The organism is Oceanobacillus neutriphilus (assembly GCF_014645515.1).
Classification (GTDB): Bacteria; Bacillota; Bacilli; order Bacillales; family Amphibacillaceae; genus Oceanobacillus; species Oceanobacillus neutriphilus.
In genome coordinates this window covers 56,348-74,264 of record NZ_BMLW01000005.1, presented here as the reverse complement: position 1 = coordinate 74,264, position 17,917 = coordinate 56,348, and the positions used below count along the sequence as shown (strand labels likewise).

Below are 17,917 nucleotides of genomic sequence, written 5' to 3'. Positions count from 1 at the left end.
TTTAGTCAGTATTTTAGTTTTAGTCAACTGATTTGTCGTTTTTACGAACCGACTTATTACCTACCTGCTCTCCTTTGTATTTTTTCCAACTTACATAAGATAATGTAATAATTATGCAACCGCCTACAATAATAACTCCTAAAATAAATGGAGATGGCACTAAACTATTTTGGTATATATCCATTGACGAAATCGAGGCTGCATGAATAACATTAACATGGCAAAACATCCCTAGGATTCCGATTGTCATCACACGAAGCAGTTTCTCACCCATAGAGATCACCTCTGATCTTTTAGTGTATAGTTTAAGTTTATGTCCAGAGGTGAATGGGTATGACGGTCAGCTTCTTTGTGAAGGAAGAAATTTCAGCATAATTAATGGTTATTTATATTTTGATTCTTTCTATAAATCGTTAAGTAATAAGCAAGAAGAATAGATACTACACTTAACCAGAATGTAAAGTAACCAATTTCATTCATATATTTTGTTAAATCCCCATAAATAGGCATTTGTTTAAAGACATAGTCAATAATATCATTATGTAACACAACAATACCCGCAACCGTTAAATGCCGCAATTTTATTTTATAATACGGTGCGTAGAGTAAGCCTTGGATCGCCATGCCTAAATGTGAGGCAATCAGCATATAACCTGCCGCGCCGATATCTCCGGCAACAACTAATGTTAATAAGTTCATAACGACGGCCCAAATACCATATTTAAATAAAGAAACAATTCCCAATGCCTCAATGTACGGAACGCTTTTACCAAATATAAAAAACAATAAAAAAATAGTAAAGAACAGGCTGGCTGTCGGGCTATCCGGTACAAACGGAATAAATATCGGCGGGGTTATTTCCAGCTGCCAGCCATACCAGTAATATCCATAAATGGTGCCCAGGAAATTAATAATGAAAAGTATAATCAGAAATTTTTTATCTTGCAATATGTATGGTAACATGTTTATCTCCTCAGATTTTCCTTCATAATTATTCAAAAGTATAGAGAAAGCACCTTTGCCTTATTGTGGTCAAAGGTGCTTCTGTTTATTCTTACTTACTCTGCTGCTGCTTCATTGGTTTCGATGATAAAGTCTGCTAATTGTTCCAGTTCTTCATCAGTTCCCTGGAACTGATCAGCAGGCATAGCACCAGTACCGTTTACAGCAATGTCCATTATTTCTTCTTTTGTGTGCTCTGTTCCTATTAATGTAGGACCGGCTCCACCTTCTAATTCCCCGCCATGACAGCTTAAACAGCTGTTTTCATAGGCTGCATAACCAGGATGATCCTGGTCAACAACCGATTCACCTGGAGGAATCGGTTTATTTTGTTCAGCACGTGTTTCCCAGTCAACATGCTCTGCAGAAGTGTATGTCAGCCAAATGCAGGAAACCAGTGCTAAAAGCATCATACCGACTGCAACCGGACGTTGACGCGGACGGCGTCCTGGACCATTGTCCAAAAATGGAGCAAGTATTAACGATCCAAATGCAATTCCCGGAATAACAAGAATTCCAAGAATTATCCAATTTCCACTTGCAAATTGATACTTCAATAGTTCATACAAGAACAAGAAATACCAGTCTGGTAGAGGGATATATGCCGCATCTGTGGGATCAGCCATTCCTTCAAGCGGAGATGGATGAGCCAGCACAAGGCATAAAAATCCGACAAGGAAAACTGCCCCAGCCAACCATTCTTTTAATAAAAAGTTAGGCCAAAACGCTTCTGTTCTACCAGGATATTCAGAATAATCTTTTGGTATTTTTGATGTTTTTTCCGCTGAGATCCGGGAATCGCCAACGAATTTCATACCTTTACCCTTATGCATTAGTTGCCCTCCTTTTTATAGTGGTCCGGAAATACCTTGTCTACGGATTAAGATAAAGTGAACTGCCAATAACGCAAACAATGCTCCTGGTAAGAAGAAGACATGGATTGCAAAGAATCTTGTCAGAGTTTGTGCACCAACAATGGTAGCATCTCCGGCCAGAAGCGTTTTCAATGCTTCTCCGATAAATGGCACCTGTTCAGCAATTTCTAAACCAACCTGAGTTGCAAAGTATGCTTTGTTGTCCCATGGAAGCAGATAACCTGTAAAACCAAGGCCCAGCATAACAAAGAAGATAAGAACTCCTACCATCCAGTTAAGCTCACGAGGTTTCTTATATGCCCCTTGGAAAAATACCCGTAAAGTATGTAATAATAGCATTACGATAACGACACTTGCGCCCCAGTGATGCATACCGCGTACAATTTGTGCATGTGCTACCTCTGTCTGTAAATAGTATACAGACTGCCAGGCGTTTTCAATATCTGGTACATAGTACATTGTCAGAAACATACCAGAAAGAATTTGGATTACTACAACAAAGAATGTTAATCCGCCAAAACAGTATACAAATGCTGAAAAATGGTGTGCCGGATTAACGTGCTCAGGAACCTCATGATCGGCAATATCCCGCCAAATCGGCGTAATATCAATGCGATCATCGATCCAATCATAAATCTTTTGTAACATTGTTTTTACGCCTCCTCATGTGGTTGGATTTTACCCAGGAATAACATGCCATCCCTTTCTTCCTGTTCATAAACATCAAGCGGTTGCAATGGCGGCGTTCCAGGAACATTTACTCCATTCTTGTAGTAACGGCCGTCATGACAAGGACAATAATATTGATCTGGATAGTCGTCATTTCCTTCCCATGAAACAACACAGCCTAAATGTTTACAAATTGGGGAAAAGGCTACAATTTCATCATCATCATTTCGATATACCCAGGCAGAGCGAGTTACTTCTGACTCGTACCATCCATCAACCTGATCAATGGTCCAGTCAATGCGCTGCGGATCAGCAGTGATATCATCAATTGCTATACCGGCATTTGCAAAGTCACCGCCTTCATCATGCTTCAAAACAGGATCGATTGCCATCCGGACAGGCGATATTAGCAAACCGGCAGCCATAAAGCCGCCTACACCCGTAAGCGTATAATTCAAAAACTGTCTACGGGATACTTGCCGTTTTTCATCACTCATTTTTTTCCCCCCTCTTTTTTCAAATAGTCACGGACATTACTAAAAATAAATCAGATTACTAGGACAATAATAATGATAGCGTAAACTATTGGTTCGGTCAATATATATCCAATGGTTAACGACAAATGTTTTGATAATGATGATAATTTCGTCATGAATACTCCCGAAGCTTCATTTTCTAACTCAACTTTCGCACCTTAAAAATAACTTGCTTATCATAGGGACAAGTGTTGATCGTTCCTTCCATCTATCTCTTGACAAAGCATAAACTCTAGCTGGAAAGAAGGTGTCATGTAAGGCCACCGCTGCGGCGGACCGTTTTGCTTTCCTAGGGGCACGCTCTTCAGCTAACTTTTGCCAAGAAGAGCACTTGGCAAAAGTGGATCTTCAGATGGTGCTAATCCCTCAGGAGTCAAAACGGTCCGCCTCCGCTAGAATGGGGCTCTATACTGTTTAATACAACTGAGCAAATAAAAATTAGATCAGTGAAGAACGCATCTTTTTAGTGGTACATATAAAAATGTCCCATCACGATTACTTTCTGTTAAAGCTATTTTTACTATCCCATGATGTGTCATCTTTTAAATTGCCAAATCAACCATTTGCAACGCTAAAATAATCTATTCATCAAACAAAAAACGATTATTTCATTCAACTCCATCAGGCTATGATTTCTTTCATTCGCTGTAGAAGCCTAACTGAGCGCAGGCCAACCACGTAGACTCCTATGGGAACAGGGCGAGCTGAAGATCCACTTGAAAAGCGGGTTTCTTTTCAAGTTAGCTGAAGCCGTCCCCATGGAAAGCGGAGTGGTTGGTCGGAGCGGCGCTATACACAATCTGCATTTCATATAGAAGGATGATTTACCAAAATGATTTAATCAATTCTACAGTCTGCATAGTCTGGTCTCTTATTATTCCTTTCACTGCAGCCGGTTCGGCACCCTTTAAAGAAGCAGTCGGCAGCCAGATAAATTCACCTTCTAAATCATTAGCTATTTTTCGCCAGGATGGATCAAAGCTGATATAGAGCACTTGTTTAAAAGGCTGTTTTTTAAAATGATCTGTCCAGCTGTTTAATCTCTTTACTTCTTCGGATTTCTCTGCTGTAACTATATATGTATAAGTCGGTGCCAGCATTATTCTGCCCATCAGTTCTTTTTCCAGCTCTCTTGCAAAAAGCGTTAAAATATCATACTGATCTGCATTTTTTGCGGAAGCTTCCAAAGCACCGATTTGGAAAGGTGCTAACGGTACAATTACTGTATCTATGTACTCCTTTGCCTGATTGTATTTCTGCAAGTCAACACTTGTCCATTTCATAAATAGTCCTCCCTTTACATGACCTCTTCAAATACTTTCCTATATTGTAACAATTTTTTATCTTCCCTGAAAGAACTAAATCTGAACTCATATATTGTTTTTAGAAAGGATTTGAAATTCGCATAGCTTTGAATGAAAAGTGCAAAACGCCCATTTAAGATCTTAGAGATTGCCCCCAGATATTGAAGGAGGCTCTATGGTAATCACCTCACCATTTTTTACATAGACTACAGGAGTTACGTTCTTGGGGCTTTTGAATTTGTCGTATTTTTTTCTGAGTTTGCTATTATTGTTGCATGATACATTCACTAAAATAAGAAATGGGCATAAATTAATTAAATAAAGGTCCTTCACCAAACAAAAATTTTAAATCAAAAAGGAAGTGTCTCTTTGAGAAATTATTATTATGTAACGGCAAATACAGCGGAAGGATTTATGAATTTACTGCCTACTAATATAAATCATCTACAGCAAATCATTAGTTTAAACCACCCTTCCCAAACGGTAAAAACCAAAATTTTAAAAGATATAATCACGAAATATGAATCTACCTGTGAAGTAGAAGTGTTAAAAAGTGCATTAGGTGATCGCTATTTAGATGGTGTTGTTGTTCGTGAAAAGGGCCTCGCTGTTTTAAATCATTCCATTGTTCCAAATGATATGAGTGAGATAACTGAACTGGATTTGAGCCAATACACACAAGACACCCCAGTTAAAAATGCTGAGCTGGAGGAAAAATTCATCCACCACACAGAAAATGCACATAAACATTTGCAAACAGGTTTGCGCATACATGATGGCCTGGAAGATATCTATATTAGAGAAATGGATTTTAAAAAAGCCGATGCAATTGCCGATTCGTTTATTCAAAGCGTCTTACATGGGCAATCGAAGAAAAATCGAGATGGTCACGAATACCATCGCTTTTTTGGCACTACAACCGTGGATGGCCCTGTCAATGTCGTCCCACATATTACCGAAAAACTTTCACGTGTTTTTTATATAAAAGGGCGTGCCGGAACCGGCAAGTCAACATTTATGAAAAAAGTAGCAAATACTTGTATTGAATATGGTTTTGATACGGAAATTCATCATTGTAGTTTCGATCCCAATAGTATTGATATGGTATTAGTTCCAGCTCTGGATTTTTGTATGTTTGACAGTACTGATCCCCATGAATTTTTCCCAACTAGAGAAGGGGAAGAAATAATTGATTTATATAAAGAGACCGTTACCCCCGGGACAGATGAAAAATTTACTGACGAAATCAACAAAGTAAATGCCCATTACAAATCTTATATGAAAGAAAGCGTTATCGAGTTAAAAAAAGCTGGAGAATACATGGAAGCTTTGGAGCAACAGTTTTCCTATACTAAACAAGAACAGAAAGAAATCAACAATTTGATCGAGCGACAGATTCAATAAGAGCGTTCCTGGGTTAAGAGCCTCCCTTACATTTTTGAAAAACAAAAGCAGCCAATTAATGACTGCTTTTTTATCGAATATAGAACTTTCTCTCCCTTTTCTATTACATCTACAATTGTTTTACTTAACGGTTGTAATTTTATCAATCAGCGGTAAGCTTCCATTATAAAAGCTTATGATTTATTCATCAGTTTTTCCAATTCCTTTGTTAACTCCAAAAATTTCGTTTGATTTCCAGCATCCAGAGCCAGGTCAATCTCCTCACGCAGCTGTTCCTGTTTCTGATTGACCAAAAGTCGGTCCAGTAAATCAACAGTTGTCTGTTTATCATCCTTTGTCACATAATAATCGTCCGGCAAGAATGGATTTTCTTCCAGTACAGCAGCATAATAGGCGCTTTGATTTGCCTGGTGGAAATTCAGCTGGATAAATAAAGATTCCTGTTTGTTCAAACGGATATCATGAAAGGTTTTCTCAGCATCTGTAGTTACCAGGTGATTTTTGTAAAAACGAAACGGGATTTTGTCTGAACAACGACTTGAAATCATTACTCCTCTTGGACAATACTTCACATCTCTTACAAAATGCACGTGTTCTAAAATATCCATATGATTCACTAAATAATTAAGTATCCACACGCTTTCTCTTTTTTTCAAGCGATAATGATTTAAAAACCACTGGATGAATTTTTTCTTGTCTTTTGCAGTTACAGACGATAGCATTCCACTCTCCCCTCTCTGAAGCAGGTTATTCCGTTACATTAAATCCTGTTCTAAGCGTTCTACATGCTCACGCACATCCTCATCAATAGGCTGCTGGTCAAGATAAGCTTTCAGGATTGGAATGGCTTCTTGTATTCTTCCTTCTTCTGTCAGGAAATAGCCATACTCTTTTAAAAAGTCACTGTCGTGTTGTAAACTAGTATATGCTTGCTGGTAACTATTTAATGCCTCATCAAACGATTCTATTTCCACATTTGCTTTAGCGAGCTCCCAATCATAGAGAGCATCCTCTGCGCCAGTGTTTTTAATACTGTGAATCAATTCAATAATCCCATCAAATGCTTCTTTTTCTTTTAGTAATTCAATTAAAAATAATACTGCTTCTTTATAATCCGGTTCCAACGCAATTGCTTGTCTTACATGCTCTTCACTTTCATCATTTTTTCCTAATTGATGCGCGATATCTGCAGCTAAGAAAAAGAGTTCTTTTTGATAGGAGTCTCTTTCTAAACCTTGCTGGACAGTCTTATAAGCCTCCTCAAGCATACCCTGTTCTTTATACACGTTAGCCAGCTGTGTATAAGCAGCATAATAGTCCTGATCAATTTCCAATACGTGCTCCCATGCTTTCATAGCAATGTCATCACGGGCAGCCTGATATGCAGTGATCCCATGCCTGAACAGTTTATCAGGGTCCGGCTCTTCTTCCTCTTTGTAGAATTCAAGTGCTTTTTCATATTCACCGGCAGCAGCATAGGCTTCCCCTAACCGGTCTTCAATAGAAATATGCCCTATTTCTTTTGTTTTCGCATAGACACGCTCATAGTAATTAATTGCCTTTATATACTCGCCGATAGAGAAGAATAACTCTCCCAGGGCAAAATCTATAACATGCTCTTGGGGATCAATATGCTTTGCTTCCAGCAGCTTTTGCTCGGAAACTTCAAATAACCCTTGAGCCTGATACAAATCAGCCAGTTGGATTAAGGCTTGCACATAGCCCTCATCACCTTCTGGAATTTCATTTAATATCGTAATCGCCAGCTCATCTTCTTCTGATTCGATAAAAATATCAGATAGTGTAAGCTTTAACGCTGTTTCTTCAGGATATTTTTCAATTAATTGTTCGAGAATGGTTCTTGACTCGATCAAAAATCCCCATTGCAGGTAAAGTTCAGCTATTTGAAACAAGGAATCGTCATCAGCATTTTTTTGATAGTCACTTAATAATGCCAACGCTTTTTCTGTTTCATTTTTTTCAGCTAATTCTATTGCTTCTTGAATGGTGTTCATCTAAAAGAACCCCTCTCTCTTTTGTGTTTCTTGTGCTTCCAACTTATCATACAAAAAAGACAGCTACAGTTCAAATATCAAGAACTGTAGCCAAAAATAATATATATGTAATGAAAGATATAAACTGTTTTCATTTAAATTGCCTAAACAACCATTTGAAACATTAAAATGATCTTTTCATCAAGCAAAAGCGATTATTTTATCCAACTCCATCAGGATATGATTTCTTTCTTTCGTTGTAGAAGCCTAATTGAGCGCAGACCAACCACGTAGACTCCTAAGTGGTTCGCAGGCTAAACCCGTGACTCCTGGGGCCTAAGATTACTCACCCCATCGAAAAGCGTTGTCACAACGCCTGCACTTGCACGTCCTGGGACTGCGGTTACTCGTCCCACCGAAGAGCTTTTGCGATTACTCGCCCCATCGAAAACATTTGTGCATCCCAGGGCGAGCTGAAGATCCACTTGAAAAGCGGGTTTCTTTTCAAGTTAGCTGAAGCCGTCCCCATGGAAAGCGGAGTGGTTGGTTGAAGGCGCTATACACAATCTCCATTTCAATAAAAAGATGACAAAATGCAAGCGGGATAATAAAGAACATGTTCATCTTGAAATAGGAAGGTACAAATGCTTATTCTCAGGTGCGAAAGTGAGTTAAGAAATAATAATACTACTTATTTTCACTGCAAAATTTCTTCCAGATTATCGAAAAATGTCGGATAGGATATATTAATGCTGTCTTTTTCGTCCATTTCTACCGGCCCTTCGGATATAAGAGCGGAAATAACTCCCATCATCGCAATCCGGTGATCCATATAAGATGAAATAGAGCCGCCTGTCAGCTTTGTCGGTCCCTCAATTACCATGCCATCCTCGGTTGGGGTAATATTGGCTCCAAGTGCCTGCAGGTTTTGGCAGACTGCTTCAATACGGTCTGTTTCTTTTACCTTTAGTTCCTCGGCATCCTTAATCACTGTTTTTCCCTCTGCCTGTGTAGCCAGCAATGCAAGTATCGGAATTTCATCAATAAGGCGCGGAATAACATCCCCTTCGATTGCCGTACCTTTTAACGGTGTATGCTGAATCGTCAAATCACCAATTTTCTCGCCGCCTGTGATACGTTCGTTGGAAATAGTGATTGCTGCTCCCATTTGCTCTAATACATCTAAAATACCAGTGCGGGACTCATTTAAACCAACATTTTTTAATGTAATAGTACTTCCCGGTACGATAGCCCCTGCGACTAAGAAGAAAGCGGCAGATGAAATATCGCCGGGTACTTCAACATCACACGCTTGCAAATCCCCTTTATTTGTAATGATAATGCCTTCTTCATTTTGCTTTAAATCAGCTCCAAAGGCTTGAAGCATAACCTCAGTGTGATTTCTTGTTTCGGTATCCTCTTGTACAACAGTTTCTCCTTCGGCAAGCAATCCAGCTAATAAAACAGCAGATTTCACTTGAGCGCTCTTCACAGGGAGACGATAGGTAATTCCTTTTAATACACCGCCATGAACTGTGATCGGAAGATATTTTCCTCCTTCTTCTCCTTCAATCACTGCTCCCATTTCTCTTAATGGGGCAGTAACCCGGTCCATCGGCCGCTTTGTAAGGGATGCATCCCCAAATATATTTGTTTCAAACGGCAGACCAGACAAAAGGCCAAGCATTAACCTCGTTGTTGTACCTGAATTCCCGAAATCCAATGCTTTTGCCGGTTTTTTAAGTCCTTCCAGACCGTTTCCATGAACCAGTACAGAATTTCCTTCTTTTTCAATCTGGACGCCCATTTCCCGAAAGGCATCAATGGTTCTGAGACAATCCTCCCCATCAAGGAAGTTCGTTACTTTTGTAATCCCGTGTGAAATACTGCCAAAAATGATGGAGCGATGTGATATCGACTTATCTCCAGGGACGATAACTTCTCCTTCCAGTCTTGGTGAAGTATATTCAAATTGAACTCGTGACACTGTCTTCCCCTCCTTGTTATTAAGATTGAATCATTGTTTCAAATCCGCGCTGTTTTAATACCTTTTGACCTGCAACCTGAGCTTCTTTTGTGTAGAAGCTTAAGCGCAGTGCACCTGTAATCCCTTCCCGGACTTCCAAAATTTCGATGTTTTTAATACTTAATGACGCATTCGCCAAAATAAGTGCCACCTCAGCGATAGCACCGGGCTGATCTGGAATATCAACATATACATCATAAAATGCAGGTATTGCACCGCGATCGCCTTCATTTAAACCATCTCTGTAATTTTTGGCACTATTTAAGTAGGTAATGACTTCTTCTCTTTCATTATCTTCAAGCAGTTTTTTTAAGTGCTCCATCTCAATAATCCAATCGGCAAGCATAGCGGACATTTTTGATTGATTATGATAGAAAATATCCTGCCACATAACAGGGTTACTGGAGGCAATCCGGGTAATATCCCGGAACCCGCCTGCTGCAAGCTTGGGAAGAAAGGAATGTTTTTTCTCCCATTTTCTCGCCTGATGGACGAGGGACGATGCAATCAGGTGGGGAAAGTGTGAAATAACTCCGGTCATCTCATCGTGCTCGTCCGATTGCAACACAACAAAATTGCTTTTCGTTGCAGATAAAACCTCTCTCAATGTACCTACATTTTTCTCCGTAGCATTATCAAGCGGGGACAGGACATAGATAGCATTCTCAAATAAATGTGCTTTTGCTGCTTCAATCCCTTTCTTGTGGGAGCCCGCCATCGGATGTCCGCCTATAAAGCGAATCGATTTATTTGTTAAATCATTAGCGGCAATAAGCACAGAACCTTTTACGGATGCTGTATCTGAGACAATAACCTCCTTCGTGAACGGCAGGCTGTCAAGCTGGGAGATAAGCTGTATTGTCTCGGAAATCGGTGCCGAAATAATAATAATATCCGCTTTCAATGCCGCCTCATCTAAATTTGTGGAGGATTCATCAATAATACCTTGATTCAAAGCAAATTGAAGCGTATTTTCGCTTATATCAAAACCGATTATGTAATGTTCGGACTCTTTTTTGATTGCTTTAGCAATGGACCCGCCAATAAGGCCGAGTCCAGCTATTAATACCTGTTGCTTTTCCATATGTTCACCTTACCTAATTTAATTGTTCTTGATATTCTCTTAAAACGTTCTCCATTACCTTCATATCTTCTGCTTTTCCGATTGTGACACGAATAGTATTAGGAATCCCCAATAGTTCTCCGGGGCGTACAATAAAACCGTTTTTGATTAAATAATCAAATGCATCCATTCCGCTTTTTGGAGTTTTCACAAGCAGAAAATTTGCTTCTGATTCATAATAGTCCCAGCCGATGGAATTCAGGAAAGCTTGAAACTGCTTTAATACTTTTTTGTTTTCCTGATACGTATGCTGAATAAAATCCTGATCAGAAAAAGCAATAACCGCTGCCTGCTGTGCTGCAGATGTTGTATTAAACGGACCGCGGACTTTATCTAATGTTTCCACAATCAAGGGATCCGCTATCCCATAACCGATTCTGAGACCCGCCAGGCCGTATGCTTTTGAAAATGTACGTAAAACAATCAGATTCGGATATTTCTTCAACAATTCCAGAGCGTTTATATCCTTTTCAGGCTGTAAAAATTCAAAATATGCTTCGTCTAAAACAACTAAAACATCTGAAGGACATTTGCTTAAAAATCTTTCCAGTTCTTCTTTAGCAAGTGCAGTACCTGTTGGGTTATTCGGTGTACAGATCCAGATAATTTTTGTATTATCCTGTACAGAACCAAGCATCTTATCAAGCGGGTGACTGCCATCTCCATTAACCGGATGCTCAATAATCTCCGCACCCTCAATCAAAGCATAATGCTTATACTGCGGAAATGTAGGAGTTGCCATGATAACCTGATCACCTACAGTAAGATAAGAACGGCACAGCATCTGAATAATTTCTTCCGAACCGCTCCCGAAAATAAGCGATTCCGGTCTCACATTTAATTTTTCACTGATCAAATGGCGAAGTTCGGATGTATAACCATCCGGATAAATATTAAATGCAGGTTCATTTGTCAGAAATAATTCCTTCACTTTATCTGAAAAACCATAAGGGTTCTCATTAGAAGCTAATTTAACAATATAATCAAGTCCAAATTCTTCCTGAATATCCTTTGTCTGCTTCCCTTGTTTATATGGACTGAGCTGTTTTAATACTTCTTTACTTTTCATTGCTTAACTATCCTTTCTTTCTAAAAGGTCCGGACGAAGCTTTACCGCTTCCCTCTGAAAAGTATGCTCCACCTCTGCCTGCTGTTTATCCGTATTAACAACCATCATAATTCGAATACATTTGGGCAGGCTGCCGGGAACAGCTATTTCCTGCATACACATTACCGGAACATATTTCCAGCCGTTAATTTCACGTAATGCTTTTGCCGGAAATGCTGCATCTATATCTTTTGTTACCGAAATAAAAGCATGGGACACATCTTCCGGTTTAATATTATTCTTCTCTGCCATTTCCAGTACTAAAGTTCTGGTATGCTCAATGATTTCACCGGCTTCATTATTTTCTACGGTTGTAGCACCCCGCACGCCTCTTGTCATAGCTTCTTCATCCTCTCTATATATGTTCTGATATAAGCCTCCACAGAGGAATCATCTAAGTTTTCGACAGCCGGCTCACCGACTTTATTTAATAACACCATTTGAATGTGGCCTGATACTGACTTTTTATCCGACTTCATACTTTTAATAAGCTTGGCAATACGCTCTTCTTCTATGTCGACAATAGGATACTCATTTATTTTCATCCAATTGTACAGCTTATTAAAAGGAAGCTCCACACCCTTCACATCTTCACTTACATGAAGCGCAAATAACATACCGTTTGCTACAGCTTCTCCATGTGTTATCTTTCCATAGCCAAGTGTAGCCTCCAACGCATGTCCAAGCGTATGGCCAAGATTCAAATATTTACGGACTCCGGACTCTTTTTCATCTTCTTCCACAATATTCGCTTTTACTTTTATACCAGCCTCTAAATGATTTTCCAATTGGTCAGAGGAGAGCTGCTTTAAAGAAAAAGCCAATAATTCTTCTGACAGACGATTATCTGAAATAAGCCCTTCTTTGAGAATTTCAGCATAACCGCTCCGGACTTCACGATAAGGTAAAGATTCCAGTGTTTCCGTATCATATAAAACAGCTGCGGGAGGATAAAAACAGCCAATCAGGTTTTTTCCTGATTCATGATTAATGGCTACTTTTCCCCCGACACTGCTGTCATGTGCTAAAATAGTTGTCGGCATTTGAATATAATCGATCCCGCGCATAAAGGTCGCTGCAACAAATCCTCCCAGATCACCTATTACACCACCGCCTAAGGCAATGATGAGCGATTTACGGTCTAAACCGCTCCCGATTGCCTTGGTCTGTAATTTATAATATTGCTCTATACTTTTAGAAGCTTCGCCGGAAGGGACAATGCAGGAATAAATCTGTTCATTATCCAGACTTCCTGCAACATCCTGCAGGTATTTATCAGCTATCTGATCGTCCGTTATAATCAAAATTGAGCTGTATTTCTTGTTTAACCACTTTTTTACATGAAACCTTAATCCAGCTTCCATCACAATGGGATAGTTACGCTGGCTGGACTGGATCGTCAGCTGTTTCATTTAGAAGCACCTGATTTCTTCTCTGTATTGATCAATTGCCTGTTTTAACTGCGGAAAACGATCACTTGAAAATTGCTCAGTAATGGCTTTTGCAACTTCAAAAGCGACAACATGCTCCATAACTACAGAAGCAGCAGGAACTGCACAGGCATCGGATCTTTCTACAGTTGCTTTGAAAGGTTCCTTTGTTTCTATATCGACACTTTGCAGCGGACGCTTCATCAAGGTAGGAATAGGTTTCATGACACCGCGGACAACGATTGGCATTCCGGTCGTCATTCCGCCTTCAAAACCACCCAGACGATTCGTTGTTCGGTAGTATCCCTTTTCTTCATTCCAGGCAATTTCGTCATGTACCTCACTGCCATTTAAACGGGCCGCTTCAAATCCAATTCCAAATTCTACCCCTTTAAAGGCATTGATGCTGATTACGCTTGCTGCAATCTTGCTATCCAGCTTTCTATCATAATGGACATATGAACCGATTCCGGCCGGCAGTCCTTCTACAAAAACCTCACAGACGCCGCCGATAGAATCACCAATACTTTTTGCTTCATCAATTGCTTCAATCATCGGCTGTTCCACATTTGAGTCTAATACCATTACTGGAGAATTCCCGGAAATTTTGGCACGTTCTTTCGCAGTTAAATTGTTTTTTTCTTCTGCACGGATTCCGGCAATTTCTTTTACATATCCGGTCACATAAATTCCTAACTGTTCTAAAAGAGATTTAGCCACTGCACCTGCTGCAACTCTTGCGCCGGTTTCTCTTGCTGAGGAACGCTCTAAAACATTTCGCATATCCCGATGACCGTATTTAAGACCGCCATTTAAATCAGCATGCCCTGGACGGGGTTTTGTGACCACTCTGCGCAGCTTGGATCCTTCTTCTAAAGGAGCTTCCCCCATAATATCGGTCCAATGCTTAAAATCATCATTATGTATAACAAGAGAAACAGGAGATCCAAGTGTATATCCATGTCGTACGCCGCTCGTAATATCCACTGTATCCTTTTCTATTTGCATTCTCTTCCCTCTGCCGTGCCCGCCTTGTCTTCTGCGCAGACTTTCATTAATATCTTCGGCTTTTAATTCCATCTGTGAAGGCAGACCCTCAATAATTGTCGTTAATTGTTTTCCATGTGACTCTCCAGCTGTTAAGTAACGCACTACACATTCTCCTTTACCTTATGAAGCTATTAAAATTGAGTAAGTATAGCCTGTTGACATCAAAACTTTTTTACTAAAATAACATGTCATATTTTTTTGATAATATCGAATATACTTTACCCATTTAAATAGTTGAAAGTTTTCTAATTACTATATCATATAATCGTGTATTTCGGGTAGTGTAAATTTATTGTTTTCGATAAAAAAAGCTGTCTTCCAGATAAAAGCCATAGCGTTCTGCATTAAATATCTGTTCTGTGCTGCCGACAAACAAGCAGCCATCTTGGGCTAATGCCTTATTAAAATTTTGGAATATAGTATTCTTAGCTTCATCCGTAAAATAGATTAATACATTTCTGCAGACGATTAAATCGACATCTTTCGGATAAGAATCTTCTAATAAATTATGGCGTTCAAAACGGATATGCTTTCTTAAAGACGGACTGACCTGGAATATGGTGCCCTGCGATGTGAAATATTTCTTTTTTAATGCAGCTGGTAATTCTTTTAATGAGCGCTCCTGATAATTTCCCTGCTTTGCCGCCGTTAAGACAGCCTGATCAAAGTCTGTAGCACGGATCTGATAGTTTAAGGCCGGGAAATACTCTTCTAACATCATTGCAAGACTATAAGGCTCTTCGCCTGTTGAGCACGCTGCGCTCCATATGGATATCTTTCTTTTATTTTTTGTTAGTTCAGGAATTATTTTTTTCTGTAAAACATCCCAGCGGTTAGGATTCCTGTAAAATTCAGAGACATTAATCGTTAATTTTTCTGTGAATTCCTCCAGCAATTCAGCATCCTTCCGGCAAGCTGCAAAATAATCCACATAGCTTGTAAATTTATGTTTATCTCTTAATGTTGTAATCCGGCGTTTCATCTGTGCTTCTTTATATAAGCTTAAATTCAGCTTAAGTGATTGATGCACTTTTTGTTTCATCAAATCATAGTCATCTTTCAATTGATTATCCTCCTCTGCTCTTACACAAAAACCCCCGCTTTTAACGGGGGTTTTCGGCAACGCTTTCACTTTAATAGATCCAAGCTTCAGTTTGTTTTTCATAAGAATTCAATTCCTTCTCATCAAAAAAGAGCCCAATTTCTCTTGAAGCGCTTTCCAGGGAGTCAGAACCATGAATAATGTTCTTTCCGACACTAATACCATAATCTCCCCGGATTGTACCTGGAAGTGCTTCAGATGGATTTGTTTTCCCCATCATCGTACGGGCTGAAGCTACGACATTTTCACCTTCCCATACCATGGCAAATACTGGTCCGGAAGTAATGAATTCAACCAGTTCCCCAAAGAATGGGCGCTCCTTATGCTCACTATAGTGTGTTTCAGCTAAATCGGCAGATATTGTCATTAATTTAGCTCCGACTAATTTAAACCCCTTTTGCTCAAATCGTGCAACAATATCTCCAATTAAGTTGCGCTGCACGCCATCTGGTTTCACCATTAAAAAAGTTGACTCCATTAAAATCACCCTATCCTTATGTAATTATAAAAAGTGAAAAATGTAACCTCTAAAATAGTAACAAATTACCTGGTAAATAACAATATCTATTTTTGCTAGGAACGCCTTTTTCCGATAAATGTCGCAATATCCTGTAAGCTTTTCTTTGCCCTGGACGCTTGCAGACCATCTAAAGATTTCAATGCCTTTTGTAAATACAGATCGCTTACTGCATAGCTTTTCTTAATTGCATCCGTATTTTTCAATGAAGCAATCAGTTTTTGCATCGCTTTGGGGTCAATGTCCTGATTGCTGTTTATCAATGTCATGAATTGTTCTCTTAATTCTTTATTGTCCATGGCATAAAGAACCGGAAGTGTAATATTACCCTGTAATAAATCATTTCCTGCAGGCTTGCCAAGTTCTTTTGCAGTGGAAGTGAAATCAAGAATATCATCTATAATTTGATAGGACATACCTACATTATAACCATAACGATACAATTTATTAGCATCCTGATCACTCAATCCGCCGACTAATGCACCTAATTTACAGCTGCATGCAATTAACACAGCAGTCTTTCTCTTTATTCGCCGAAGATAATCGCGGAAGTTCTGATTCCACTGGTATTTGAATTCTATTTGTTCAATCTCCCCAACAGATACCTCTATGAGCGTTTTTGATAATAAAGCATGTATTCTTGGATCTTTTATTTTTGTTATCTCTTCCAAAGCCCTTGCAAGAATGAAATCTCCCGTATACATTGCAATTCGATTTCCATATTGGGAAGCCGTTGTCGGTTTTCCGCGGCGGAGCTCTGCTTCGTCAATGACATCATCATGAACAAGAGTTGCCATGTGAATAAGCTCTAATGTCACAGCAACTTTTTGTACCTTCTCAAAATCATAATCGCCTAAATGGCACGAAAGCAAAACAAAAACAGGACGAATACGTTTCCCTCCTGCTTTTAATAATGCCGTAGAAGCGTCTCGAAGTATGGGATGTTCAGCCTGAATGCTCTTCTGTAGTGTTTTTTCTATAGTGTCCATATCTTTCGTTAAAAAGCCATAAATCTTTGGTAGTTTCATGTAAGTCACCTTATTTTACTAGTAAATTCATTTTGTTTTTAAGATTTATGTCCTATGTGCATGGCAGCACCACCACCGGCATAAGTCTTAACGTCAACAAACTTGAAGCCTGCATCAAAGAACATTTGCTTCAGCTGATCCTTATCTGGAAAATCTTTCGCAGATTCTTGTAACCAGGAATATTCCTGATAGCTTTTCGCTATAATTTTTCCTAATAATGGCATGATAAATTGAAAATAAAAATAATATAATTGCCTGTAGCCAATTAATGTAGGCTGTGATGTTTCCAGACAAACAACCATTCCGCCCGGTTTTACAACCCGGTACATTTCTTTTAACACAGTCATATAATCAGGAACATTGCGTAAGCCGAATCCGATAGTTACATAATCAAATTGATTGTCTTCAAAAGGAAGTTCCATCGCATTGCCATGTATCCATTCAATCTTACTTGACTTCTCTTTTTCTCCTTTTTCCTTCGCGATGGACAGCATGTTTTCACTGAAATCAAGTCCAATCACCTTCCCGTCAGCTCCGACAGCCTTTGCTAAGGAAATAGACCAGTCTCCTGTGCCGCAACATACATCCAATGCGCTGTCTCCTGGTGAAACATGCATCCGTTTCATGACGTCATTACGCCATAATGTATGCTGTTTAAAAGAAATCACAGAATTCATCGAGTCGTAGTTTTCATATATTTTTTCAAACACATGATGAACACGCTCTTCTTTTGATGAATAGCTCATAAT

At 39.3% G+C, this 17,917-nt stretch carries 19 protein-coding genes; 1 reads left to right on the top strand and 18 read right to left on the bottom strand.

Annotation, left to right across the window (positions count from 1 at the left end):
- Nucleotides 1-19: 19 nt before the first annotated feature.
- The 6 genes from IEX29_RS09355 to IEX29_RS09330 form a co-directional block, all read right to left on the bottom strand.
- Complete coding sequence (locus tag IEX29_RS09355; RefSeq protein ID WP_188734207.1) at nt 20-274, bottom strand: sporulation protein YpjB; 255 nt, start codon at nt 272-274, stop codon at nt 20-22.
- 101 nt (nt 275-375) lie between these two features.
- A complete protein-coding gene (lhaT, locus tag IEX29_RS09350) occupies nt 376-963 on the bottom strand; it encodes a lipoprotein heptaprenylglyceryl N-acetyltransferase LhaT (protein ID WP_188734206.1) in 588 nt (195 codons plus the stop codon).
- A gap of 95 nt (nt 964-1,058) precedes the next feature.
- Nucleotides 1,059-1,835 carry a menaquinol-cytochrome c reductase cytochrome b/c subunit gene (locus tag IEX29_RS09345; protein WP_188734205.1) on the bottom strand — a complete coding sequence of 259 codons (777 nt, stop codon included), beginning with the start codon at nt 1,833-1,835 and terminating at the stop codon, nt 1,059-1,061.
- Nucleotides 1,836-1,850: 15 nt separating this feature from the next.
- Complete coding sequence (gene qcrB / locus IEX29_RS09340) at nt 1,851-2,525, bottom strand: menaquinol-cytochrome c reductase cytochrome b subunit (RefSeq protein ID WP_077603021.1); 675 nt, start codon at nt 2,523-2,525, stop codon at nt 1,851-1,853.
- A 5-nt stretch (nt 2,526-2,530) separates the two neighbouring features.
- On the bottom strand, nt 2,531-3,043 hold the full coding sequence (locus IEX29_RS09335; protein WP_077603022.1) for a QcrA and Rieske domain-containing protein: 513 nt from the start codon (nt 3,041-3,043) through the stop codon (nt 2,531-2,533).
- A gap of 863 nt (nt 3,044-3,906) precedes the next feature.
- Nucleotides 3,907-4,365: a DUF2487 family protein gene (locus tag IEX29_RS09330; RefSeq protein ID WP_188734204.1), complete on the bottom strand. Its 459-nt coding sequence runs from the start codon at nt 4,363-4,365 to the stop codon at nt 3,907-3,909.
- 390 nt (nt 4,366-4,755) lie between these two features.
- On the opposite strand from IEX29_RS09330, the gene IEX29_RS09325 reads away from it, so the two are divergent.
- Nucleotides 4,756-5,790 carry a hypothetical protein gene (locus IEX29_RS09325; protein ID WP_188734203.1) on the top strand — a complete coding sequence of 345 codons (1,035 nt, stop codon included), beginning with the start codon at nt 4,756-4,758 and terminating at the stop codon, nt 5,788-5,790.
- Between the two features lie 173 nt (nt 5,791-5,963).
- On the opposite strand, the gene IEX29_RS09320 is transcribed toward IEX29_RS09325, so the two are convergent.
- From IEX29_RS09320 to menG, 12 genes are all read right to left on the bottom strand, one after another.
- Nucleotides 5,964-6,512, bottom strand: coding sequence for a ReoY family proteolytic degradation factor (locus tag IEX29_RS09320; RefSeq protein ID WP_077603025.1), 549 nt, complete (start codon nt 6,510-6,512; stop codon nt 5,964-5,966).
- A 33-nt stretch (nt 6,513-6,545) separates the two neighbouring features.
- A complete protein-coding gene (locus tag IEX29_RS09315; protein ID WP_188734202.1) occupies nt 6,546-7,805 on the bottom strand; it encodes a tetratricopeptide repeat protein in 1,260 nt (419 codons plus the stop codon).
- Nucleotides 7,806-8,481: 676 nt separating this feature from the next.
- Nucleotides 8,482-9,771, bottom strand: a complete 1,290-nt coding sequence (aroA, locus tag IEX29_RS09310; protein ID WP_188734201.1) for a 3-phosphoshikimate 1-carboxyvinyltransferase — start codon at nt 9,769-9,771, stop codon at nt 8,482-8,484.
- Between the two features lie 19 nt (nt 9,772-9,790).
- A complete protein-coding gene (locus IEX29_RS09305; RefSeq protein ID WP_188734200.1) occupies nt 9,791-10,894 on the bottom strand; it encodes a prephenate dehydrogenase in 1,104 nt (367 codons plus the stop codon).
- A 13-nt stretch (nt 10,895-10,907) separates the two neighbouring features.
- On the bottom strand, nt 10,908-12,002 hold the full coding sequence (gene hisC, locus IEX29_RS09300; protein ID WP_188734199.1) for a histidinol-phosphate transaminase: 1,095 nt from the start codon (nt 12,000-12,002) through the stop codon (nt 10,908-10,910).
- Nucleotides 12,003-12,005: 3 nt separating this feature from the next.
- The gene (gene aroH, locus IEX29_RS09295; RefSeq protein ID WP_188734198.1) at nt 12,006-12,380 is read right to left on the bottom strand and encodes a chorismate mutase; all 375 of its coding nucleotides are present in this window, start codon (nt 12,378-12,380) and stop codon (nt 12,006-12,008) included.
- Nucleotides 12,377-13,453, bottom strand: a complete 1,077-nt coding sequence (aroB, locus tag IEX29_RS09290; RefSeq protein ID WP_188734197.1) for a 3-dehydroquinate synthase — start codon at nt 13,451-13,453, stop codon at nt 12,377-12,379. The genes aroH and aroB overlap by 4 nt, the downstream gene beginning before the upstream one ends.
- Nucleotides 13,454-14,623 (bottom strand): chorismate synthase, encoded by a 1,170-nt coding sequence (gene aroC / locus IEX29_RS09285; RefSeq protein ID WP_188734196.1) that lies wholly within the window; start codon nt 14,621-14,623, stop codon nt 13,454-13,456.
- A 187-nt stretch (nt 14,624-14,810) separates the two neighbouring features.
- Nucleotides 14,811-15,584, bottom strand: a complete 774-nt coding sequence (locus IEX29_RS09280) for a CheR family methyltransferase (protein ID WP_373290667.1) — start codon at nt 15,582-15,584, stop codon at nt 14,811-14,813.
- Between the two features lie 70 nt (nt 15,585-15,654).
- Nucleotides 15,655-16,101: a nucleoside-diphosphate kinase gene (gene ndk / locus IEX29_RS09275; RefSeq protein WP_188734195.1), complete on the bottom strand. Its 447-nt coding sequence runs from the start codon at nt 16,099-16,101 to the stop codon at nt 15,655-15,657.
- Nucleotides 16,102-16,196: 95 nt separating this feature from the next.
- Nucleotides 16,197-17,168, bottom strand: coding sequence for a heptaprenyl diphosphate synthase component II (gene hepT / locus IEX29_RS09270; RefSeq protein ID WP_188734194.1), 972 nt, complete (start codon nt 17,166-17,168; stop codon nt 16,197-16,199).
- A 38-nt stretch (nt 17,169-17,206) separates the two neighbouring features.
- Nucleotides 17,207-17,914 (bottom strand): demethylmenaquinone methyltransferase, encoded by a 708-nt coding sequence (menG, locus tag IEX29_RS09265; protein ID WP_188734193.1) that lies wholly within the window; start codon nt 17,912-17,914, stop codon nt 17,207-17,209.
- Nucleotides 17,915-17,917: the final 3 nt, after the last annotated feature.

What these genes read in the sequence shown, in the direction of transcription:
- hepT (WP_188734194.1), bottom strand. Translation starts at nt 17,168, where the DNA reads ATGAAACTACCAAAGATTTATGGCTTTTTAACGAAAGATATGGACACT.
- lhaT (WP_188734206.1), bottom strand. Translation starts at nt 963, where the DNA reads ATGTTACCATACATATTGCAAGATAAAAAATTTCTGATTATACTTTTC.
- aroH (WP_188734198.1), bottom strand. Translation starts at nt 12,380, where the DNA reads ATGACAAGAGGCGTGCGGGGTGCTACAACCGTAGAAAATAATGAAGCC.
- IEX29_RS09345 (WP_188734205.1), bottom strand. Translation starts at nt 1,835, where the DNA reads ATGCATAAGGGTAAAGGTATGAAATTCGTTGGCGATTCCCGGATCTCA.
- ndk (WP_188734195.1), bottom strand. Translation starts at nt 16,101, where the DNA reads ATGGAGTCAACTTTTTTAATGGTGAAACCAGATGGCGTGCAGCGCAAC.
- IEX29_RS09320 (WP_077603025.1), bottom strand. Translation starts at nt 6,512, where the DNA reads ATGCTATCGTCTGTAACTGCAAAAGACAAGAAAAAATTCATCCAGTGG.
- aroB (WP_188734197.1), bottom strand. Translation starts at nt 13,453, where the DNA reads ATGAAACAGCTGACGATCCAGTCCAGCCAGCGTAACTATCCCATTGTG.
- menG (WP_188734193.1), bottom strand. Translation starts at nt 17,914, where the DNA reads ATGAGCTATTCATCAAAAGAAGAGCGTGTTCATCATGTGTTTGAAAAA.
- IEX29_RS09305 (WP_188734200.1), bottom strand. Translation starts at nt 10,894, where the DNA reads ATGGAAAAGCAACAGGTATTAATAGCTGGACTCGGCCTTATTGGCGGG.
- IEX29_RS09315 (WP_188734202.1), bottom strand. Translation starts at nt 7,805, where the DNA reads ATGAACACCATTCAAGAAGCAATAGAATTAGCTGAAAAAAATGAAACA.
- IEX29_RS09355 (WP_188734207.1), bottom strand. Translation starts at nt 274, where the DNA reads ATGGGTGAGAAACTGCTTCGTGTGATGACAATCGGAATCCTAGGGATG.
- hisC (WP_188734199.1), bottom strand. Translation starts at nt 12,002, where the DNA reads ATGAAAAGTAAAGAAGTATTAAAACAGCTCAGTCCATATAAACAAGGG.
- IEX29_RS09335 (WP_077603022.1), bottom strand. Translation starts at nt 3,043, where the DNA reads ATGAGTGATGAAAAACGGCAAGTATCCCGTAGACAGTTTTTGAATTAT.
- IEX29_RS09330 (WP_188734204.1), bottom strand. Translation starts at nt 4,365, where the DNA reads ATGAAATGGACAAGTGTTGACTTGCAGAAATACAATCAGGCAAAGGAG.
- qcrB (WP_077603021.1), bottom strand. Translation starts at nt 2,525, where the DNA reads ATGTTACAAAAGATTTATGATTGGATCGATGATCGCATTGATATTACG.